General features: G+C 66.9%; 17 protein-coding genes. 7 read left to right on the top strand and 10 right to left on the bottom strand.

The annotated features are described in order from the left end of the window. The first annotated feature begins 59 nt into the window (after positions 1–59). The 4 genes from QX108_RS16430 to QX108_RS16415 all read left to right on the top strand — a co-directional run bounded on the left by QX108_RS16430 (position 60) and on the right by QX108_RS16415 (position 6,383). Positions 60–926 carry a 3-keto-5-aminohexanoate cleavage protein gene (locus tag QX108_RS16430; RefSeq protein WP_315780614.1) on the top strand — a complete coding sequence of 289 codons (867 nt, stop codon included), beginning with the start codon at positions 60–62 and terminating at the stop codon, positions 924–926. Positions 927–1,047: 121 nt separating this feature from the next. Beyond that, complete coding sequence (locus QX108_RS16425) at positions 1,048–2,646, top strand: AMP-binding protein (RefSeq protein ID WP_315781349.1); 1,599 nt, start codon at positions 1,048–1,050, stop codon at positions 2,644–2,646. Between the two features lie 138 nt (positions 2,647–2,784). Continuing rightward, on the top strand, positions 2,785–4,401 hold the full coding sequence (locus QX108_RS16420) for an acyl-CoA carboxylase subunit beta (RefSeq protein WP_315780612.1): 1,617 nt from the start codon (positions 2,785–2,787) through the stop codon (positions 4,399–4,401). 14 nt (positions 4,402–4,415) lie between these two features. Beyond that, positions 4,416–6,383, top strand: coding sequence for an acetyl-CoA carboxylase biotin carboxylase subunit (locus QX108_RS16415; protein ID WP_315780610.1), 1,968 nt, complete (start codon positions 4,416–4,418; stop codon positions 6,381–6,383). Positions 6,384–6,711: 328 nt separating this feature from the next. Here the strand turns inward: QX108_RS16415 and QX108_RS16410 are convergent, their stop codons facing one another. The 5 genes from QX108_RS16410 to QX108_RS16390 form a co-directional block, all read right to left on the bottom strand. Continuing rightward, a complete protein-coding gene (locus tag QX108_RS16410) occupies positions 6,712–7,074 on the bottom strand; it encodes a response regulator (RefSeq protein ID WP_315722635.1) in 363 nt (120 codons plus the stop codon). Next, positions 7,061–8,443 (bottom strand): PAS domain S-box protein, encoded by a 1,383-nt coding sequence (locus tag QX108_RS16405; RefSeq protein WP_315780607.1) that lies wholly within the window; start codon positions 8,441–8,443, stop codon positions 7,061–7,063. Before QX108_RS16405 ends, QX108_RS16410 begins: the two co-directional genes overlap by 14 nt. A 285-nt stretch (positions 8,444–8,728) precedes the next feature. After that, entirely contained in the window at positions 8,729–9,034 is a 306-nt protein-coding gene (locus QX108_RS16400; protein ID WP_315722631.1) for a cytochrome c, read from the bottom strand. Between the two features lie 12 nt (positions 9,035–9,046). After that, on the bottom strand, positions 9,047–9,796 hold the full coding sequence (locus QX108_RS16395) for a CBS domain-containing protein (RefSeq protein ID WP_315722629.1): 750 nt from the start codon (positions 9,794–9,796) through the stop codon (positions 9,047–9,049). Positions 9,797–9,899: 103 nt separating this feature from the next. Next, on the bottom strand, positions 9,900–11,450 hold the full coding sequence (locus tag QX108_RS16390; protein WP_315722627.1) for an AMP-binding protein: 1,551 nt from the start codon (positions 11,448–11,450) through the stop codon (positions 9,900–9,902). Between the two features lie 319 nt (positions 11,451–11,769). Here QX108_RS16390 and QX108_RS16385 point away from each other — a divergent pair, with 319 nt between their 5' ends. Further along, positions 11,770–12,957: an ABC transporter substrate-binding protein gene (locus tag QX108_RS16385; RefSeq protein ID WP_315780604.1), complete on the top strand. Its 1,188-nt coding sequence runs from the start codon at positions 11,770–11,772 to the stop codon at positions 12,955–12,957. Between the two features lie 168 nt (positions 12,958–13,125). Here QX108_RS16385 and QX108_RS16380 read toward each other — a convergent pair whose 3' ends face one another. The 4 genes from QX108_RS16380 to QX108_RS16365 are packed head-to-tail and all read right to left on the bottom strand — an operon-like array spanning position 13,126 to position 17,735. Next, the gene (locus QX108_RS16380; RefSeq protein ID WP_315722622.1) at positions 13,126–13,518 is read right to left on the bottom strand and encodes an MAPEG family protein; all 393 of its coding nucleotides are present in this window, start codon (positions 13,516–13,518) and stop codon (positions 13,126–13,128) included. Between the two features lie 26 nt (positions 13,519–13,544). Beyond that, the gene (locus QX108_RS16375; RefSeq protein WP_315780602.1) at positions 13,545–14,627 is read right to left on the bottom strand and encodes a lipocalin-like domain-containing protein; all 1,083 of its coding nucleotides are present in this window, start codon (positions 14,625–14,627) and stop codon (positions 13,545–13,547) included. Further along, the gene (locus tag QX108_RS16370) at positions 14,617–17,079 is read right to left on the bottom strand and encodes an ABC transporter permease (RefSeq protein WP_315780600.1); all 2,463 of its coding nucleotides are present in this window, start codon (positions 17,077–17,079) and stop codon (positions 14,617–14,619) included. Before QX108_RS16370 ends, QX108_RS16375 begins: the two co-directional genes overlap by 11 nt. Further along, positions 17,076–17,735 (bottom strand): ABC transporter ATP-binding protein, encoded by a 660-nt coding sequence (locus QX108_RS16365; protein WP_315722616.1) that lies wholly within the window; start codon positions 17,733–17,735, stop codon positions 17,076–17,078. Before QX108_RS16365 ends, QX108_RS16370 begins: the two co-directional genes overlap by 4 nt. A 258-nt stretch (positions 17,736–17,993) precedes the next feature. Here QX108_RS16365 and QX108_RS16360 point away from each other — a divergent pair, with 258 nt between their 5' ends. Both QX108_RS16360 and QX108_RS16355 read left to right on the top strand, forming a co-directional pair. Then, on the top strand, positions 17,994–19,304 hold the full coding sequence (locus tag QX108_RS16360) for an MFS transporter (protein WP_315722614.1): 1,311 nt from the start codon (positions 17,994–17,996) through the stop codon (positions 19,302–19,304). Positions 19,305–19,365: 61 nt separating this feature from the next. Next, on the top strand, positions 19,366–20,244 hold the full coding sequence (locus QX108_RS16355) for a tetratricopeptide repeat protein (RefSeq protein WP_315780597.1): 879 nt from the start codon (positions 19,366–19,368) through the stop codon (positions 20,242–20,244). A gap of 9 nt (positions 20,245–20,253) precedes the next feature. Here QX108_RS16355 and QX108_RS16350 read toward each other — a convergent pair whose 3' ends face one another. Further along, positions 20,254–21,966, bottom strand: a complete 1,713-nt coding sequence (locus QX108_RS16350; protein ID WP_315780595.1) for an N-acyl-D-amino-acid deacylase family protein — start codon at positions 21,964–21,966, stop codon at positions 20,254–20,256. Between the last annotated feature and the right edge of the window lie 263 nt (positions 21,967–22,229).

Raw genomic sequence — 22,229 nt, 5'->3', positions numbered from 1 at the left:
TCATAGTGACGCAGATCTGCACAGCGCCGCCTGCGCGCGAGCCCTACCGAACGAGTGCCATGAGCGACAAAGCCGTCATCACCTGCGCGCTGAACGGCGTGCTCACCGATCCCAGGCAGCACCACGTGCCGGTCACGCCGGAGGAGATGGCGCGCGAGGCGCGCCGCGCCTACGACGCCGGCGCTGCGATCATGCACATCCATCTGCGCCAGCAGGCGCCGGGCAAGGGGCACCTGCCGTCCTGGGACGTGAACGTCTCGCGCGAGATCCAGCAGGCGATCCGCGAGGCGTGTCCTGGTGTGATCATCAATCATACGTCGGGCGTCTCAGGGCCGAACTATCAGGGGGCGCTGGATTGCATCCGGGAGACGCGACCGGAGATCGCCGCCTGCAATGCCGGCTCGCTGAACTACCTGAAAGTCAAGGCCGACAACAGCTGGGCCTGGCCGCCGATGATGTTCGACAACTCGGTCGAGAAGATCGGGGATTATCTCGCCGTCATGAAGGACGTGAGCACGATCCCGGAGTTCGAGTGCTTCGACGTCGGCATCGTGCGCTGCGTCGGCATGTACCGGCAGACCGGGATGTATTCCGGTCCGCTCGAATACAATTTCGTAATGGGCGTGGCATCCGGCATGCCGGCCGATCCCGAGCTGCTGCCGATCCTGCTGAAGCTGAAGCTGCCCGAGGCGCATTGGCAGGTCACGGGAATCGGCCGCGCCGAGATCTGGCCGCTGCACCAGCGCTGCGCCGAGCTCGGCGGTCATCTGCGCACGGGTCTCGAGGACACGTTCTATCTCGGCGACGGCGCCAAGGTGACCTCGAACGGCCAGTTGATCGAAGCCATCGCAGCGTGCGCAAGACGTGCGGGCCGCGAGATCGCGAGCCCGGCCGAGGCGCGGCAGATGTTTGGGACAGTGAACTGAACGTTCAGCCTTCGTCATTCCGGGGCGCGCGTCCGCGCGAACCCGGAATCTCGCGAGACAATCTCTGGATTCCGGGTTCGCGACTGCGTCGCGCCCCGGAATGACGAGCAAGAGGATGAAGATGACCAACCTCAACGCCACCGGCGGCGTAGCCGGGCCAGGACGGATCGGCCGGGTCGCGATCGGCGATCTCTTGAAGCGCGCGGCGCGGCGCTTTCCGGATCGCGTCGCGATCACCGATGGCGGCCGGCAGGTGACCTTCACCGAGCTGGAGCGCGATGCCAACCGGTTCGCGAATTATCTCGTCGCCAAGGGGCTCAAGCCCGGCGAGACAATCTCCACGGTCTGCAACAACTCGATCGAGTTCGTCAAAGCGCTGTTCGGCATCCACCGCGCCGGCCTCGTCTGGGTGCCGATCAATACCATGCTCGGCCCGGCCGATATGGACTACATCCTCGGTCATGCCGAGGTCCGCTTCGCGCTCATCGATGATAATCTCCACGCCCAGCCGGAGCGGCGCGCGGCGCTGGAGCAGCGTGGCGTCGAGCTGATCGCGGTCGATCTCACCGGTAACGCGAAAGCTGCCGGGCTCGCGAGCTTCAACGATCTGATCCAGAATCAGTCAGACATCGAACCGGAGATCGAGATCAACGATCGCGATCTCGCGATGATCATCTACACCTCCGGCACGACGTCGCGGCCGAAAGGCGCGATGCATTGCCATCTCGCCGTGGTCATGGCCGTGATGAGCAACTGCATCGAGATGCAGTTGTCGCGCGAGGACGGCATCACCGGGCAGTTCCCGCTGTTTCACTGCGCCGGGCATGTGCTGCTGTTGAGCTATCTCTCGGTCGGCGGCCGCATGGCGCTGATGCGGGGCTTCGATCCCGTCGCCTGCATGGAGGCGATCGTGCGCGATCGTCTCACCGTGTTCGTCGGCCTGCCGCTGATGTACCAGGCGATCCTCGATCATCCCCGGCGCAAGGAGTTCGATCTCTCCCACTTGCGCACCTGCCTCTACACGATGGCGCCGATGAGCCGGCCGCTGCTGGAGCGCGCCATCAGGGAGCTGTGCCCGAATTTCGTGCTGACCAGCGGCCAGACCGAGATGTATCCGGCGACGACGATGTCGCGGCCGGAGGTGCAGCTCAACCGGTTCGGCAATTACTGGGGCGAGTCGCTGTTCGTCAACGAGACCGCCATCATGGACGATTCCGGCAACCTGCTGCCGCCGGGCGAGATCGGCGAGCTGGTGCATCGCGGGCCCAACGTGATGATGGGCTACTACAAGGACCCGAAATCGACCGAGGATGCGCGCAAGTTCGGCTGGCACCACACCGGCGACCTCGCCGTCATCGACAAGGGCGAGGTGCTGTTCCTCGACCGCAAGAAGGACATGATCAAGTCCGGCGGCGAGAACGTCGCCTCGGTCAAGATCGAGGAGACCCTGCTGGCACATCCGGCGGTGCAGAACGCCGCCGTCGTCGGCCTGCCGCACCCGCAATGGGGCGAGGCGGTGTCGGCGTTCGTCAAGCTCAAGCCTGGCGCTGACGCGAGCGAGAGCGAGCTGTTGGAGCATTGTCGGAAATCGCTCGGCGGCTTCCAGGTGCCGAAGCTGGTGCGGGTGCTCGAGGAGATGCCGATGACCGCCACCGGCAAGCTGCGCAAGGTCGAGCTGCGCCAGGCCTATGGCGAGCACTTCGCGGCGACGAGCGCGTGATCCATCTCCATCACCTTTTCCGTCATTCCGGGGCGCGCGGAGCGCGAGCCCGGAATCCATACTCCCGATCGTGGTTATGGATTCCGGGCTCGCGACTGCGTCGCGCCCCGGAATGACGCCCAAAAAGAGAATCCGGTCGTGGCCATCATCGACAACACCATCTCTCCCACCGGCGCCGCCTTCCAGGCCAACCGTGACGGCATGCTGGGTCTGATCGCGCGGATGCGCGATCTCGAGGCGCGGACGCGCAATGCCTCGGCGGCCGCCAAGGATCGCTTCCACCAGCGCGGCCAGCTGCTGCCGCGCGAGCGCGTAGCGCTGGTGCTCGATCCCGGCGCGCCGTTCCTGGAGCTGTCGACCCTCGCAGGCTACATGTTCGACACGCCCGATGCGGCCAAGAGCGTGCCGGGCGGCGGCGTCATCGCCGGCATCGGCTTCGTCGCGGGCGTGCGCTGCATGGTCTCGGCGAACGATGCGGCCATCGATGCCGGCGCGCTGCAGCCCTATGGCCTGGACAAGACCCTGCGCGTGCAGGAACTGGCGTTGGAGAACAGGCTGCCTTACGTACAGCTGGTCGAGAGCGCCGGTGCCAATCTCCTGCGCTATCGCGTCGAGGATTTCGTCCGCGGCGGCAACATCTTCCGCAATCTGGCGCGGTTGTCCGCGGCGGGCCTCCCGGTCGTCACCGTGACGCACGGCTCCTCGACCGCAGGCGGCGCCTATCAGACCGGCCTGTCCGACTACATCGTCATGGTGCGCGGCCGGACCCGCGCGTTCCTGGCCGGACCGCCGCTGCTCAAGGCCGCGACCGGCGAGATCGCGACCGAGGAGGAGCTCGGCGGCGCCGAGATGCACACTTCGATCTCCGGACTTGGCGACTACCTCGCCGAGGACGATCGCGATGGCTTGCGCATTGCGCGCGAGATCATGGGCAAGCTGAATTGGAACCGGCCGTCGCACGACGCGTCAACGGCAAAGCCGCCGCGCTACGGCCAGGAGGAGCTGCTCGGCATCATGCCGCTCGACCACAAGCGCCCCGTCGACATGCGCCAGATCATCGCCCGCATCGTCGACGACAGCGACTTCGTCGAGATGTCGCCGAACTACGGCCCCGCGACGGTGTGCGGCCATGCCCGCATCGAAGGCCAGGCGATCGGCATCGTCACCAACAACGGCCCGCTCGATCCGGCCGGGGCCAACAAGGCGACGCACTTCATCCAGGCCTGCTGCCAGAGCCGCACGCCGATCCTGTATCTCAACAACACCACCGGCTACATGGTCGGCCGCGCTTACGAAGAGGCCGGCATGATCAAGCACGGCTCCAAGATGATCCAGGCCGTGACCTCGGCGACCGTGCCGCAGATCACGATCTACTGCGGAGCATCGTTCGGCGCCGGCAATTACGGCATGTGCGGCCGCGGCTTCCATCCGCGCTTCTGCTTCTCATGGCCCAATGCCAAGACGGCCGTGATGGGCGGCGAGCAGGCGGCCGAGACGATGGCGATCGTGACGGAAGCTGCCGCCGCGCGCCGCGGCAAGCCGGTGGAGCGGGAGAAGCTGGAGGCCATGAAGGCGCAGATCATCGGCGTGTTCGACAGCCAGATGGACGTGTTCGCGACGTCGGCGCGCGTGCTCGACGACGGCGTGATCGATCCGCGCGACACCCGGGCCGTGCTCTCGGAGGTGCTGGCGATCTGCCGCGAGGCGGAAGCGCGCGAGCCGCAGCGCATGCAATTCTCGGTGGCCCGGCCATGAGCGGGGAGCAGACGATGTCGCGCAGGCCGTTCCACAAGGTGCTGATCGCCAACCGCGGCGAGATCGCGTTGCGCGTCATGCGCACGGCGCGCCGGCTGGGTCATGGCGTGGTGGCGGTCTATTCCGACGCCGACGCTGACGCGCCGCATGTCCGACTCGCCGATCAGGCCGTCCGCATCGGCGCGCCGCCGCCAGCCCAGTCCTATCTGAACATCCCGGCAATCATTGCCGCAGCCAAGGCCACGGGCGCGGATGCCGTGCATCCCGGTTACGGCTTTCTCGCCGAGAACGAGGATTTCGCGCAGGCCTGCAAGGAGGCCGGTCTCGTCTTCGTCGGACCATCGCCCGAGGCGATCCAGGCGATGGGCAACAAGGCCGGCGCCAAGACGATCATGCAATGCGCCGGCGTGCCCTGCGTGCCCGGCTATCAGGGCGAGGACCAGGGTGACGAGGCGATGCTGTGCGAGGCCCGGCGCATCGGCTTTCCCGTGATGATCAAGGCGGTCGCCGGCGGCGGTGGCCGCGGCATGCGGCTCGTGCGCGATGCGGAGGCGTTTCCGGATCTGCTGCGCAGTGCGCGCTCGGAGGCCGCTGCGGCGTTCGGCGACGGCACCGTCATCCTGGAGAAGGCGATCGCCAACCCGCGTCACATCGAGATTCAGGTGTTCGGCGACAGCCATGGCAACGCCGTTCATCTCGGCGAGCGCGACTGCTCGGTGCAGCGGCGACATCAAAAGCTGATCGAGGAGGCGCCGTCACCGGCGGTTGGTCCGGAGCTGCGCGCGCGCATGGGCGCGGTGGCGGTTCAGGCGATCAAGGCGCTCGGCTACGAAGGTGCCGGCACGCTGGAGTTCCTGCTCGACGGCGACGGCCAGTTCTACTTCATGGAGATGAACACCAGGCTGCAGGTCGAGCATCCCGTGACCGAGGCGCTCACCGGTCTCGACCTCGTCGAGTGGCAATTGCGCGTCGCTGCCGGCGAGCCGCTGCCGCTGCGCCAGGAGGAGATCTGCTTCGTCGGGCATGCCATCGAAGTCCGACTGTGCTCCGAGGATGCCGACCACGATTTCATGCCGCAATCGGGACGAATGGCGCTGTGGCAGATGCCGGAAGCGCTCCGTGTCGAGCATGCGCTGGAATCCGGCGCAGAGATTCCGCCTGACTACGATTCGATGATCGCCAAGCTGATCAGCCATGGCAGGACCCGCGAGGAGTCCCGCGCAAGGCTGATCGCCGGACTGGAGCAGGCCATCGCGCTGGGTGTGACGACCAACCGGTCTTTCCTCACGTCCTGTCTGCGCCATCCGGCCTTCGCTGCCGGCAAGGCGACCACCGCCTTCATCGCCGCGCATCGCGACGAGTTGCGCGCGTCGGGCGTCGAATCGTCGACCGTGGCGCTCGCCGCTCTGCTGCTTTCCGTGAGCCATCCGCTCGCTCACCCGGTCCGCAGCGGCCGCTCGCTGGCGGCAGCCTTTGCAACGCCGCTCCGTTTCGAGATCGGCGGCGAGGTCCGGGAGTGCGAGCTCCTGCGTGAGCGCGACGGAACCTTTCGCGTGATGCAGGACGGCGCGGAGCATCGCTGCGAGATTGTTTCGCTCGCGGCGGACACCGTTCGCGTTCGTCTGGCCGGCATCCTGGAGAGCGCGCGCTTCGCTCGCGACGGCGATCGGCTGTTCGTGCAGCACCGCGGCCAGACGCTGCAAATCCATGACCTGACGCTGGCCCGGCCGCAGTCCACGGCGGCGGCCGGAGGCGACGGCAAGGTCCGCGCGGCGTTGAACGGTCGCGTGGTCGCGGTACTGGTCAAGCCGGGCGATGAGGTCGCGGCGGGACAGCCGGTGCTGACGCTCGAAGCGATGAAGATGGAGCACGTTCATACGTCCGGGATTGCCGGGACGGTCGCCGCGATCGAGGTCGCCGAGGGCGACCAGGTGACAACGGGACGGATCGTGGTGGAAATCGCGGGGGCAGTGCTGGGCTGAGCGCTGCAGGAGAATCTGCGGCGAAATTGATACAGCCGTTTCGCGACAACTGCGAAACCCACATCTTGCGGCACGCTCGGTGCACCTCGCCCCGCTTGCGGGGAGAGGTCGGATTGCATCGCCAGATGCAATCCGGGTGAGGGGGTACAGGTCTTACCGCATACACTTCACGTGCGGCTGCCCCTCACCCCGACCCTCTCCCCCGTGAAGAACGGGGAGAGGGAGCGCAGCGTCTGTGCCGATGAGGTGCGTGCTTCCTACCAATATCAGTTTGGCAACTTTTGCCGAGAAGCAGTGCGATACGGCTCCGGCGATATCATCCCGTGTCTCACCGCGGCAATTGCCGCTTCAACGCCGCCACCAGCCGCGAGGTCTGAAACGGCTTCGACAGCAGCGGTGCGGCGGCGAATTCTTCCGGGCACTGATCGACGGAATAGCCGGTGACGGCGACGAAGGGCACGTCGGCGGCGATGAGGGCGCGGGCGATCGGCGCCGAGGTCTCCTGGCCGAGATTGACGTCCAGCACGGCCAGGTCGCAATGGTGCCGTTCCAACAGATACAGCGCCTTGTCGACCGTCGGCGCCACACCGATGACGACGAAGCCTGCGGCCTCCAGCTCGACCGCGAGATCGAAGCCGATCATCGGATCGTCCTCGACGATCAGGACGTGAGTCTGTTCACCGCCGTGCATGGGTACGATCGCGGCTGAGACGTTGCAGGGGGCACCTCAGGTGCCAGCAAAGTCCGGTCGGCAGGAACTGGATCTCGACCGTTCCATCCAGGCCGGCACGCACCATGTCGGAGATGACGCGGCTGCCGAATCCGATGTGCTCGGGGGGCGAGACCTCCGGTCCGCCGCGTTCGCTCCAGGTCATGTCGAAGCTGTCGTCGATGCGTGTCCAGCGGATGGCGATCCGTCCGTCGTCGTTCGACAGCGCGCCATATTTGGCAGCGTTGGTGGCGAGCTCGTGCACCGCCATGCCGATGGACTGCGCCGCCTCGGGCGTCAGCTCGATCGCTGGACCATCGACCCTGATGCGGTCGCCGATCAGGTCGCTGAACGCGCCGAGCTGCGAGCGGACGAGGCCATCGAGCGGAATGAAGCGCCAGTCGTTCTGGATCAGCAGATCCTGATTGCTCGCGATCGCCTGCAGGCGCTCCAGGAAGCGGCCGAGGTCGAGCTGCCGGCCATGCCTGGTCATCTGCCGCGCGATCGCCTGCACCAGCGACAGCAGGTTCTTGCTGCGGTGGTTCACCTCGGCCAGCAGGGTGCGCAGCTGCTCCCTCGTCTGGCGCTTGTCGGTGATGTCACGCACGATCTTGGAGGCGCCGATGATGCGGCCGGTGGAATCGCGGACCGGCGAGACCGTCACCGACACGTCGATCAGCGCGCCATCCTTGCGCAGGCGAACGGTCTCGAAATTGTCGATGATCTCGCCGGAGACCACGGTCGCGAGGATCCGGTCCTCCTCGACCTGACGCTCCGGCGGAATGATGGTGCGGATCGACCGGTTGATCATCTCGTCTTCAGAAAAGCCGAAGATGCGCTGGGCGCTCTTGTTCCAGCTGGTGATCGTGCCGTCCAGCGTCTTGCTGACGACGCCGTCGGACGAGGAGGCGACGATGGCGGCGAGCATTGCGGCGCCACGCTCGGCCTGCTTGGTGACGGTGACGTCGCGGATAATGGCCGAGATTCCGATGATCGCATCCTGGGCACCGCGAATCGGCGAGAAGGTGATGGAGACCTCGATCGGCCGGCCCTGCTTGGTCAGCCGGACCGTTTCGAAGCTTTCGAGCGATTCTCCCTGGCTGACTCGGGCGCGAATGGCGCGTTCATCCTCCGCCAGCTCGGGGGGAATGATGTCGTAGACCGTCCGGCCGATCATTTCGGCTGCGGTGAAACCCAGCATCCGCTCGCAGGCCGCATTCCAGCTGCGGATCACGCCGTCGGGGGTCGTGCTCAGGATCGCGTCGGCCGCGGACGCGACGATCGCGGCCAGATAGGCCGTGTCGTCATCGGCCGGGCGTAGGGCGGGGGAGGCGCCGGGCATTCCGTGCACGTCGCAGGCTCCTTGCTAACGGGGCGGCAGAGAAGACGCCGCGCACCCGATTACCAACTTGTTTGTGTACGAATGCAAGGGCTATCTCGATCGCTGCTTGTTGTTGGTTTTTCCGGCAACGAGGACAGGGGGCCCTGCCATCAGCGGACCATGCGTGGTCACGCGACGTGCTCCAGCCCACGGCGGCGAGTACACACAACGCGAACCTGACAGTTTTGTTCCAACGGATCCGGCTGAATTGGCGGTGAGGTCCCGGCCCGATCCGACGCTCGATGCTCCGCGCACCTACTTCCTCAGGCTGAGGATATAGGAAGCAATGTCCGCCGCATCGGTTGCGCTCAGCGGGTTGTTCGCCATCGTCGCGTGGGGAAGCTGGAGGAACTGGACCAGCATGTCCTTCGTCACGCTCTCCCTGGCTGCAATGGCAACGAACGGACGGGCGCGGCGGAACTTGCTCGGCTCGGCGGCCACTATGTGGCAGGCGGCGCACCAGCGCTCAGCGAGCCGGCGCCCGTGGGCGAGATCCTCCGCCGCCGCCGGCGCGGCGATCAGCAGCGGCAGCAACATCGAAAATGCGATGGCACGGCGCAAATGCTGCACTCCTCACAGCGGCTGGTCGTCGTCGGTCGACGGCTGGTCCTGCAGCGAGACGATGTCGCCGCCGCCGAACTCCTCCTCAGGCGGCGGGTAGACCCACATGTGGTCGCGGACGTCCCTGACGCCCTGCACGCTCTTGGCGGCCAGGATCGCCGTGGCCCGCTCCTTCTCGTTGCGCACCGCGCCGGTCAGGTGCGCGATACCGTTGCGGACGACGACGTTGAAGCGGCAATGCTTGCAGGCAGCCTGATCGAGCGAATCGAGGATGGCGCTACGCAGCCCGTCATCGTCGGGGGTGGGGCCGGGCACGGCGGTCGCCAGATCGGCCACCGTCTGAACGAAATCCGTGTGCGTCACCATGCCGGCCAGCCGATCGCCGCTCACGACCGGCAGGCGCTTGATGTTGTGCTTCTCCATGATCCCGGCGATCTCGGTCAGGCTGGCATCGGCGCCAACAGTTATTGGTGGCCGGCTCATGATGTCGCCGACAGTCCGGCCGTGGGAATGGACGAAGTCGGCGGCGATGCGGCCGCGGCCCACCAGGAGGTCGAGCCAGCGGCCTTGCCGGCGCTCGGTGCCGAGCTCGGCCCGGCGCAGGAAATCGCCGTCGGTGACCATGCCGACGAGCCGACCGGAGGCGTCGACCACCGGCAGCCCGCCGATGTGGTTGCGCAGCATGATCCGCGCCGCCTCGGCCACTGGAGTTCCGGGCGTCACGGTGATCACCGATCGTGTCATGATTTGATGAGCGCGCATGGCGTGGTCTCGCGAAATCGCTGCGGTCGCAATCGACAGAGGATAGCTCTGCCGCTCGCCCCGGGCTTGACCAGGATCAACGCTTTGCGCCTGCGCCCGGCGCCTACACGATGCGCGAGGTCTTGTTGCCCCAGTAGCGATCGCGCAGCAGCCGCTTGTAGAGCTTGCCGGTCGGCAGCCGCGGCAGCTCCTTCTCGAAGTCGATCGAGCGCGGCACCTTCTGCCGTGACAACGACTGGCGGCAGAATGCGATCAGCTCCTCCTCCAGCTCGGGGCCCGGCATGATGCCCGACATCGGCTGGATCACGGCCTTCACCTCCTCGCCGAGATCCGGATTGGGCACGCCGAACACGGCGGCATCGGCGACCTTGGGATGGGTGATCAGCAGGTTCTCGCATTCCTGCGGGTAGATGTTCACGCCGCCGGAGATGATCATGAAGGTGGCGCGGTCGGTGAGGTAGAGATAGCCGTCGGCATCGACGTAGCCGACGTCGCCGACAGTGCTCATGCTGCCGTCGGCGGAGCGCGCCTCCCTGGTGCGCTCGGGATCGTTGAAGTACTCGAATGGCGAACCGGTCTTGAACCACACCGTGCCGGCGGTGCCGGTCGGACAAGGCTGCATGGTCTCATCGAGGATGTGCAGGTCGCCGAACAGCACCTTGCCGACGGTGCCGCGATGCGCGAGCCACTGCTCACTGTCGCAGGCGGTGAAGCCGAGCCCTTCGGTGGCGCCGTAATATTCGTGGATGATCGGCCCCCACCATTTGATCATGTCCTCCTTGACCTGTGCCGGGCAAGGCGCGGCGGCATGGATCGCGACCTCCAGCGAGGAGAGGTCGTAGCGGGAGCGAACGTCCTCCGGCAGCTTCAGCATGCGCGAGAACATCGTCGGCACCAGCTGGGTGTGAGTGATACCCCATTGCTCGACGAGCTGGAGATAGCGCTCGGGATCGAACGTCTCCATGATGATCGCCGTGCCGCCTGTCCGGATGGTGAGGTTGACGGCGGCCTGCGGTGCCGAGTGATAGAGCGGCGCCGGCGACAGATAGATCATGCCCTCGCGATAGCGCCACAGCTTCTCGAGGAAGTCGAAGATCGGCAGTTGCTGCACCGGCGGCTGCTCGGGCAGTGGCCGCAGGATGCCCTTCGGCCGGCCCGTGGTGCCGGAGGAGTACAGCATCGCCGTGCCGACGCTCTCGTCGGCGATCGGGGTCACTGGCAGACCCGCCGTCAGCTCGGCGAGGCCGACGATATGATCGTTCTCGCCCGGACCATCGGCGACGATGCAGAGCTCGATGCCGGGCGCCTGCTTCAGCGCCTCGCGCGCGACGTCGAGCTTGGCGACCGAGGTGATCAGCAGCCGGGATTGGCTGTTGTTGAGGATATAGGCGAGCTCGCCCGGCGTCAGATAGGAGTTCACGCAGGTGAAATAGAGCCCGGAGCGCTCGCCGGCGCCGCAGGCTTCGAGATAGCGGCTGTTGTTCTCCATGAAGATCGAATAGTGGTCGAGCCGCTTCAGGCCGTGCCGGCGGAACAGATGCGCCAGCCGGTTCGAGCGCGCCTCCAACTCGCGATAGGTCACGGCCTCGCCGGTGGAGGCCATGATGAAGGCGGGCTGCAATGGGCGCAGCCTTGCGTGCTTGCCGGTGTACATGTGTCCTCCCCGTCGAGCGCCGGCCGCAGGGCGCGCGATGGCGGAGCGGCGCCGACGATGGCGCCTCGACACGACGACGCGCCGCGGATGCTGCCGCGTCACGCCCTCAGGCTGCTTCCTGCCACGCACGCCGTCCCCGCGGGACGGCTCTTTGTTGCTTGACCGCGAATGTAGCGGAGGAACCCGGTGCTCTCAACACGCCTCTCAGCCCATTGGCCGAGGCGGGAAGGGATGGGCGCGGCCGGGGTTCTGGCATAACATGACCCCGGCATTCCAACCGAATGACGCGTCACAACGAAGAAACTCTGGGAGAGACCACATGAAATCGGGCTTGCTGGCTGTTGCTGCTGCTGGTGCGCTGCTCACGGCGGCGCCGGCGTCGGCACAGGTCAAGATCGGCATCCTCAACGACCAGTCCGGCGTCTATGCCGATTATGGCGGCAAATATTCGGTCGAGGCCGCCAAGATGGCGGTGGAGGATTTCGGCGGCGAGGTGCTGGGACAGAAGGTCGAGCTGGTCACGGCCGACCACCAGAACAAGCCGGACCTCGCCTCCACGATCGCGCGGCGCTGGTACGACACCGAGGGTGTCGACATGATCACGGAGCTGACGACCTCGTCGGTCGCGCTCGCGATCCAGGAGCTGTCGAAGGAAAAGAAGAAGATCGACATCGTCGTCGGCGCGGCGACCTCGCGCATCACCGGCGATGCCTGCACGCCCTATGGCTTCCACTGGGCCTACGACACCCGCGCGCTGGCGGTCGGCACCGGCGGCGCGCTGGTGGAATCCGGCGGCGACACCTGGTTCTTCATGACCGCCGATTACGCCTTCGGCTACGCGCTGGAAAAGGACACCAGCGACATCGTGACATCGAAGGGCGGCAAGGTGCTGGGCTCGGTGCGCATTCCGCTCAACTCGTCCGATTTCTCCTCCTTCCTGCTGCAGGCGCAGAGCTCGAAGGCCAAGATCATCGGGCTCGCCAATGCCGGCCTCGACACCACCAACTCGATCAAGCAGGCGGCGGAGTTCGGCATCGTCAAGGGCGGACAGAAGCTCGCCGGTCTTCTCATGACCCTGTCTGAGGTGCACGGCCTCGGGCTCGAGGCGGCCCAGGGCCTGGTGCTGACCGAGGGGTTCTACTGGGATCACGACGACAAGACCCGCGCCTTCAGCGAGCGCTTCATGAAGCGCACCGGGCGCATGCCCAGCATGATCCACGCCGGCACCTATTCGGCGACGCTGTCCTATCTGAAGGCGGTGAAGGCCGCCGGCACCAAGGACTCCGACGCTGTCGCTGCCAAGCTAAAGGAGCTGCCGGTCGACGACGCTTTCGCGCAAGGCAAGGTGCTCGCCAACGGCCGCATGGTCCACGACATGTATCTGTTCGAGGTCAAGAAGCCCTCGGAATCGAAGAAGCCGTGGGACTACTACAAGCAGCTCGCTACGGTGCCGGGCGACAAGGCGTTCTTCACGCCCAAGGAGAGCGGCTGTCCGCTGACGAAGTGATCGCGCGATACGGCGCCATACAACAGGTGTCGTCCCGGCCTCGCGCCGGGACCCATACCGCGTGATCCATCTTGTGGCACGCTGCGTAGCGTCAATTGTGCACCCAACACCTGCCGGTGGCTATGGGTCCCGGCTCGGCGGCCGGGACGACGGCGGAGCGCGGAGCGGTCAGCCGTGCAAGAGTCGCCACAGGATCGCGATCAGTGCGCCCACCAGCAGGGTGGACGCGGCGAGCGCCTGCACGCCGAAGCCGGGGCCGCGCTTCTCCGCGGCCTTGGCATAGGACACCATGTACATCGCGCGGCCGGCGATCCAGACCAGCCCGATCAGCGCGGCAATCGCGTCGCTGACATAGACCGCGAACAGCCACAGCGCCGGCAGGAAGATCGGCAGCCATTCCAGCGTGTTCACCTGCACCCGATAGGTGCGCTCGAAATCGAGGTTGCCGGTGACGGCCGGCGCCTTGACGCCGTACCTGGCGCGCGCCTGCGCGACGCGGACCGCGATGTAGAAATACAGCATGAGCGCGAGAACGGTGACCAGTGCGGTGAAGTGATACATGCGCAATTCCCCCTGATGACGGCTTCTCAATATCCCGTCAGCTCGAGATAGCCCACCCCCGTGTGGCTGCCCTTGAAGCTGATCGGTCCCTCCCAATAGGGCACGCGCGTGCCCATCCAGGCGTTGGGATTGAGCGGCGTGCTGTCGATCGCGATGCCGAGCGAGGCGATCTCCACGCGCCAGCCGACCGGCAGCTTGCGCTCGCCGATGCCGACAATGTCCGTGGGTCTCATCGCGATGTCGCCGGGCCCAAGCGGGCGCGAAGCGCCGTCCGCCGTGATCCAGGTGCCGGACGTGTAGTCGCCGTTGCCCTGCCGCATCCGGTACAGCATCAGCTTCTCGCCGCCGGAAAAATGCAGCGCGAACCAGTCCCAGCCGCTCTGGTCGGAGGCCAGCGGCTGGCTGCTCCATTCGCGGTCGAGCCAGGCCTGGCCTGTGACCTCGAGCGGCCTGTCGTCGAAGCTGATGCGGCCGCGGACGCGGTAGAACGGCTGGCTGTAATAGTAGGACGCCTGGCCGCGCTCCGATTTGCGGCTGTAGCCGCCGATGCCCTGCAGCACCACCGGACGGTCCGCCTCCAGATGCAGCGCATAGGAAAAGTCGGCCGCGCTCGCGGTCATCTCGAGCGGTGCCAGCGACTGACCATCGGTCTTGTCAGTGCCGCGCAGCTGCCAGTCGTCGATCCAGGCCTGGAATGGCTTGGCCTCGACGCCGGCCTGCCCGACGCCGCCGCGCGCAAATTTTTCCGTCGAACGATGGCTGTCGGCGCGGGTGACCGCGGCATGCGCCATCCATAGCTGCTGATTGTCGAAGCCCTCGCCTTGCGGCCCCGGCCGCGCCGCCGAGCGGAACAGCGTCCATTGCAGGCCGTAAGCCTTGCCGCTGGCGTCGCTGAGATTGGCGGTCACGTACCACCATTCGATGCGGAAATCGTCATGCGGCCCGTGATCGGCCGGGAAGGAAAACGCCCGGCCCGGGGTCACCGGCGCAAAGCCGTCGGCGCTGTCGCTGAGGCCCGCAAAACCCTGCGCATAGGCAAGCCGCGGCAGCGCCAGCAGGCCAAGGCCGCCGATCAGGCCGCGGCGCGTCATGCTCGTTCTAGCGCTCAATGGTGAAGGTCCTCACCAATTGTGCCGGCTGCATCCGCGCCAGCCGCAGCACCGGCAGCAGCGAGGCGATCAGGGCCGCGACGAGCGTGACGACGAGCAGCCGGATGAGCTGCAGCGGAAACACGTCGAACGGCAGCCGCCAGCCGAACGCCTTCACGTTGACGATCGCGATCAGACACCACGCCACGACGAGCCCGAGCGGCAGCGCCAGCAGCGCGGTGAGCCCGGCCAGCGACAGCGTCTTCAACAGCTCCACTTGCGCCAGCCGCCGCCGCGTCAGTCCGATCGCCCAGAGCGGCGCGAGCTGCGGCAGCCGTGAATTGGCCAGCGTCAGCAGGCTCGTCAGCAGCGCGATCGCGGCGACACCGAGCGTGAAGGTGTTGAGCGCCCCGGTCACCGCGAAGGTGCGGTTGAAGATCTGCTTCGACTCCTGCTTCACCGTCGCCTGGTCAACGACGTTGCGGCCATCGAGCCCGAACTTGTCGTTGAGCGCCGCGATCAGCCCCGCCACGTCGGCGGGCGCCGCGCGCACCGCCATCCGGGTGATGGGCGTGGCCGGGAAGCGGCGCGTCAGCGCTGCCACGTTGACGGTGACCTGTCCCTTGGGATTGCCGTAGTCGGCATAGATGCCGGCGACGGTGATGCGCCAGTCGCCGGTGGGCGCGGCAATATCCAGGCTATCGCCGACCGCGAGATCGAGCCGCCGCGCCAGCTGCTCGCTGACGAAGCCGGCATCGCCGCGCACCAGCTGCGTCCACGCGGCGCCGCCGGCCTGCAGCAGCGGCCAGTGGTCGCGATAGGTCTCGTGATCGGGAAGGCCGAGCACGTCGATCGGCGCGCCGGCCAGCTGCGCCTCGGCGCGGCCGCCGGGCAGCACCGCCTGCGCGTCGGGCCGCGTCCGCAGCCAGGCCTGGATGTCGCGTGTCTGCGCCTCGTCGGCCGCGCTGATGTAGATGTCGGCAGCGAGCCGTCCGTCGAGCCAGACCAGGAAGGTGCGGTTGAAGGTCTCCACCATGGTCGCGACGCCGACATTGACGGCGAGCGCCAGCAGCAGCGCCATGAGCGCCAGCGACAATCCCGAGATCTGCTGCCGGCTGTCCGCCCAGAACCATTGCGCCAGCGCCGCGCGCGCGCCGCGCTCGCCCAGCCGCAGCACCAGCTCCAGGATGGCCGGCAGCAGCAGCGCGGCGCCCAGCATCATCGCTGCGAGGACGCCGAAACCGGCGAGCAGCGATTGCCCGAGCCACAGCAGCAGTCCCGCCGCAACGAAGAAGGCAAGCGCGACGGCGCTCTGCAGCCGCAGCCAGCGCCGCTGCGCCTCCTGCCAGGCGTAGGGCTGCGCCGTGGCGAGGATCGGCAGCCGCATCGACTTGATCAGGCTCGTCGTCGCCGCGGCGAGGGCGCCCGCGATGCTGATCACGAGGCCGGCGAGCCACCATTCCGGCTGCAGGCTCAATTCGCCCGGCACCTGCGCGCCATACAGGCCGCGCAGCGACGCGGCCACGTTCGGCAGCAGCGCGGCCGCGATGACATAGCCGCACACCAGCCCGACGAGGCCTGCCACCAAGGCGAAGGCGATGAGCTCGCCGATCAGCACGGCATTGAGCTGGCGCGCCGACACGCCGCAGGCGCGCAGGGTGCGCAACACCGGCAGGCGCTGCTCGAAGGCAAGCCCGATGGCGGAGTTGACGATGAACAGGCCGACGACGAAGGACAGCAGGCCGAACGCGGTGAGGTTGAGATGGAAGCTGTCGGTCAGCCGCTCCAGATCCGTCTCGGCCTCGGGCTGCACCAGTTGCAGCCGGCCGCCTGCGATCTCGTGCAACGGCGCTCGTCTCCCCGCCGCCTTGCCGACCAGCAGGCGCGAGATCTGGCCGGGCCTGCCGAGCAGCCTCTGCGCGTCGCCGATGTCGACCACCAGCACGCCAGGCGCGAGCTGCTGCTGCGCCATCAGCGGCGGCAACAGCGCGTCGTTGCTCAGCCGCGGCGCTGCGCCCTCTTTCAGGCCGAGATCGGCCAGCGTCTCCGGCGAGATCAGCGTCCGATGCGGCGGCGTCAGGAACGCCTCGAGCTCGCTGCGCCCGACCATCGGCGCGTCGCCGACCTCGCGGGGGATGCTGAACGGCTCGATGCCGAGCAGCCGGATCGAGCGGCCATCGATCTGTGCGCGGCCTTCCAGCACCGGCGACACCGGCCAGCCGGCGCGGCGCAGTTCGGCGAACACGCCTTGCGCCAGCATCTTGCCGTCGGTCGCGACCAGCATCGGCGTGCGCGCGCCGCCGAAGATCGCGGCGGCGCGATCATAGGAGCTGCGCGCCTGCTGGTTCAGCGCCTGCACGCCGCTCCACAATGCGGTGGCCGAGATCAGTCCGATCAGCAAGGTCGCGAACTGCATCGGATGCCGCCGCCAGTGACTGAGCAGCACGGCGAGAATCCACAGCGCACGCGTCATGCGACGCGCCCGGCATGCAGATGGACGTGGCGGTCGAGCATCGCCGCGAGCCGCGCGCTGTGCGTTACCATCAGGAAGCCGCAGCCGGTGCGCGTGACGAGGTCGCGCGTCAGCGCCATCACCTCGTCGGCGGTGTCCTCGTCGAGATTTCCGGTCGGCTCGTCCGCGAGCAGCAGGGCCGGCTTGATCGCCAGCGCGCGGCCGATCGCGACGCGTTGCTGCTGGCCGCCCGACAGCTGCTCCGGATAGCGCTTGAGCAATGTCTTCAGTCCGAGTCGCTCGACCAGCTCGGTGTGCCACGCCGGGTCATGCCGTCCGGCCAGCCGCGCCTGAAAGCTGAGATTGTCGGCCACCGACAGGCTCGGCACCAGGTTGAACTGCTGAAACACCAGGCCGAGCCGCTCGCGCCGGATTGCCGCGCGGCCGGCATCGTCGAGCGCGCCGACCGATGCTCCCTCGAGCACGATCTCGCCGCCGTCGGCCGCATCGAGCCCGGCGATGAGATGCAGCAGCGTGCTCTTGCCCGAGCCGGATTCACCGGTCAGCGCGACACGCTCGCCGGAGGCGACAGCGAGGTCCACGCCACGCAGGACGTTGATCGGCTCGCCGCCGGATCGATAGGACTTGGTGAGATGACGGACGTTGAGCACGAGCATGATCGAGGTTGTTGCATCACAACATAACAAGGGCCAACGCGAACATCACGTGCTCGTTCGCCGTCGCGGCCGTGATGTGATCGGCCGCGTGCTCGTCAGCAGGTTGCGGATCCGCCCTTGCGCAGCCTCGAAGGGCGAATTCCCGCGTTGCAGCAACAACTTAGCTCGCGATCTGGTTGCCTGCGGAGCCGCTTCGTGGGTAGCATCGTCGAAACGCCCGGACGACAGGGGCGGATCATAACAAAGAGGGGAAGGAAGATGGCCGCGCCAACGACGCTCACGGGCACATCCCGCGCAAGCTCGACACCCACGCCGAAGGGCGCCTGGAAGATCACCTTCCTGCTGTTCCTGTTTATGCTGGTGAACTTCGCCGACAAGATCGTGGTCGGGCTCGCCGGCGTGCCGATCATGACCGAGCTCAATCTGAGCGCCGAGCAGTTCGGTCTGCTCGGCTCCTCCTTCTTCTTCCTGTTCTCGATCGCGGCGATCGTGGTCGGCTTCGTCGTCAACAAGGTGCCGACGCGCTGGGTGCTGCTGGTGCTGGCGCTGATCTGGGCGGTGGCGCAATTCCCGATGGTCGGCACCGTCGGCTTCACCACCTTGCTGATCTGCCGCATCATTCTCGGTGCGGGCGAAGGGCCGGCCGCGTCCGTCGCCATTCACGCCGTCTACAAATGGTTCCCCGACGAGAAGCGGGCGCTGCCGACGGCGATCCTGTCCCAGGGCTCCGCCTTCGGTGTGATCCTCGCCGTGCCGGCACTGAACTGGATCATCGTGAATCACGGCTGGCACTATGCGTTCGGCGCGCTCGGCGTCGTCGGTCTGATGTGGAGCGCGGCGTGGCTGTGGCTGGGCCGGGAAGGTCCGCTCGCCGAACTCGAGGCGGCCGACTTGCGCGAGCAGCGGGTGCCCTATCTGCAATTGCTGACGTCCCGCACCTTCGTCGGCTGCGTGGCCGCCACCTTCGGCGCCTATTGGGCGCTGTCGCTCGGGCTGACCTGGTTCACGCCGTTCCTGGTGAAGGGCCTCGGCTTCTCGCAAGCGCAGGCCGGATTCATCTCGATCCTGCCCTGGGTGTTCGGCGCGTGCGTCGTGCTGACCACCGGCTTTGCCTCGCAAATGCTGATGGCGCGCGGGGTGTCCACCCGCATGGCGCGCGGCGTGCTCGGCGCAACGCCGCTGGTGATCGGCGGCGTCCTGATGGCGTGCATGGCGCATGTCGACAGCGCTTCGGCTAAGATCGCGCTGCTCGTGGTCGGATCGGGATTGTGCGGCTCGATCTACGTCGTCTGCCCGCCGATGATCGGCGAATTCACGCCGGTCGCCCAGCGCGGCGCGGCCATGGCGATCTACGGTGCGCTGTATACGCTCGCCGGCATCGTTGCGCCCGTCGTGATGGGCAAGATGATCCAGGCCTCGGGCAGTCTGCTCGACGGCTACATGTCCGGGTTCACCATCAACGCCGTGATCATGGGGATCTCCGGTCTGTTGGGTCTGGCGCTACTCTGGCCGAACAGCGAACGCGCCCGCCTGCAGGTGCACCAGGCTGTCGCGCCCGAATTTGCGTGATACAACCGCGGCACGGGGTCATCAGGAGGCGGCCTCGCGTGCATTCGTCGTGAGGTCCCGCATGATTCGCCTGTTCTCCCATATGCTGCAGTTCTGGCGCGGCGCGCGATGCCTGAAGATCGACGATTTCCCAGGCGCCATCCTCCACTTCAGCAAGGTGATCCAGCTCAACCCGCGCAACTATTACGCTTACCACAATCGCGGCGTTGCGCTTCAGGGCATGGGAAGCTACGCAAGTTCGATCGATGATTTCGGCCTGGTCCTCAAGCTGAAGCCCAACGCGCAGACATTCGGCGCCCGCGGCGTGTCGCGGAAATTCCTTGGCGACTTTGACGGTGCCGTCGACGACCAGACGCGAGCTCTTGCTCTCGATCCCAGGCTCGCCGCGGCTCATGGCGAGCTTGCGTTCCTTCATCATATCAAAGGCGATCTGGATCGCGCGATCGTCCAAAGCACGACAGCGATCGACCTCGCGCCGAAGGACCCCGTCATGCATCGGGGCCGTGGCTATATTCAATTCTGTCGCGGTAGGTTCGAAGCCGCGGCAGCAGACATGGAAAGGTCGCTCGCGCTCCAGTTCGACCCCTATGCGGCCTTGTTTCTTTACCTGTCGATCGCCCGGCTGCCCGGTCGCGCCAAGCCAGATCTCGCCGCGCTCGCGTCGCGCGGGACGGCGGCGGGGTGGACCGGACCGGTGTTCGGTTTGCTGATGGCGCGTTCGACGGAGCAGGAGGTCCTGCATGCGACCACGACGGCTCCCGAACAGGCCGAAGCCTATTTCTATGTCGGGGAATGGCACCTGCTGAACGGCCGCAAGGACGAAGGCCGCAGGGCGCTCGAGATTGCCCTGCGCTCGCTGCCGCCATGGTTCAACGAGTATTCGGCTGCGCAAGCCGAGCTTACGCGAATTGTCGACACGGCCGCTGCTGTGGCCGGCTGATCGCTCAGCTCAGACGACGCGCGCCCCCCTGACCAGCCGCCCCGGCCGCGCGCCGGTGGCCTCGCCGTGCCGGCGCGTCACCACACCCGACACGATCGTCGCCTCGTAGCCGTCGACCTCCTGCATCAGGCGGCGACCGCCGACCGGAAGATCGTAATGCACCTTGGGCGGATGCAGATGGAGGCGATCGTAGTCGATCACGTTCACGTCCGCCTTGTAGCCCGGCGCAATCAGGCCGCGATCGTCGAGGCCGACGGAGAGCGCGGTCTTGCGCGACTGCGCGGCGACGACGAACGGAATGGAGAGCTTGTCCCCGCGCTTGCGGTCGCGCGTCCAGTGCGTCAGCAGATAGGTCGGGAAGCTGGCGTCGCAGATGATGCCGCAATGCGCGCCGCCGTCGCTGAGGCCGGGCACGCTGCGCGGATCGCGCAGCATCTCGTAGGTGGCGTCGAGATTGCCGTCGGAATAATTGAGGAACGGGACGTAGAGCATGCCGCGCCCGCCGTCCGTCAGCATCGCGTCATAGGCCAGCTCTTCGGGCCGGCAACCTCGCGCGCGCGCCTGCGCGCCGAGCGACTGCTCCGGCGGCTGCTCGTAATCGGGCGGATCGCCGAGCAGATACATCTTGTCGTAGTTCGGCTTGAAGAACAGCGGATCGTCGGTCGCGCTGGCCTGCTCGCTCAGGATCGCCGCGCGCAGCTGCGGGTCGCGCATCCGCGCGACGCGCTCGGCGAGCGGCAGATGCGCGATCGCCTGATAGCTCGGATGCGTCTGCAGCGGGTTACGCGACAATTCCAGCCCGAGCAGCAGCCCGACCGGCCGTGCTGCGATCTGCGCCGTGACCGACAGGCCACGCGCCGCCGCCGCATTGATCTCGGCCAGCGTCTGCCGCCAGCGCTGCGGCGCCCGGTCGTTCTGCGTCACCGAGAACGAGATCGGGCAGCTGGTCTGCTCGGCGATGCGCAGCATCATCGGCAGATCTTCGTGGATGGTGGAAATGTCGAGCACGAATTGCAGCACGCTGCGGCCGGCGCCGTGCATGGCGCTCGCGATGGTCGTCAGCTCGTCCTCGCCGGCCTTGAGCGTCGGCGTGTAGTCGCCGGTCGAGGTGCGGTGGTTGAGCGTGCGCGAGGTCGAGAAGCCGAGCGCGCCGGCCTTGACCGCATCGCGCGCCAGCGCGGCCATGGCGCGGTTGTCGTCCGCGGTGGCGGGATCGCGGCGCGCACCACGCTCGCCCATCACATAGACGCGCAGCGCCGCGTGCGGCAGCTGGGCGCCGATGTCGAGATCGAACTGACGCTTGGCCAGCCACTCCATGTAGTCGGGAAAGCTTTCCCATTCCCAGGGAATGCCGGCTTCGAGCACCGGCTCGGGAATATCCTCGACGCCTTCCATCAACTGGATCAGCCGCTGATGATCGGCCGGCCGGCACGGCGCGAAGCCGACGCCGCAATTGCCCATGATCGCCGTGGTGACGCCGTTCTGCGAGGACGGCGAGATGTCGTGGCTCCAGGTCACCTGGCCGTCATAGTGGGTGTGGACGTCGACGAAGCCGGGCGTGACCAGTCTGCCCCTGGCGTCGATCTCCTCGCGGCCGGACGCCGCGACCTTGCCGACGGCGACGATGCGGCCATCCGCGATCGCCACGTCGGCCTCGTACAGCTCGCCGCCCGAGCCATCGGCAATCGTTCCGCCGCGGATCACGAGATCAGGCTGCGTCATGGCGTGTCTTCCCCGGATGTTTGTTGTTGGCGGACATCATCGGCGGACCAGGGATGATGTCAACCTGCGGGAAGAGACGGCAGCTTTGCACCGATAAGCGGTGGACGAGGGTGCTGCGAGCAGGCCCGAGGTCGTGCAAAGGCCAAGCGGTGCTCATGACTGCGCCCTCTCCCCTTGCGGGCTAACTTCAGCACAGATCTTTTGGCGCTTTTTCAAGTATTTAGACTTGAAGCGAGGGAATCGACTGTGATTCTTTTTCTGCC

Source organism: Bradyrhizobium sp. SZCCHNR1002 (genome assembly GCF_032381435.1).
In the GTDB taxonomy this organism is placed as follows: Bacteria; Pseudomonadota; Alphaproteobacteria; order Rhizobiales; family Xanthobacteraceae; genus Bradyrhizobium; species Bradyrhizobium aeschynomenes.
The sequence above is the reverse complement of the archived record's forward strand: the minus strand, read 5'-3'. Positions and strand labels throughout refer to the sequence as shown.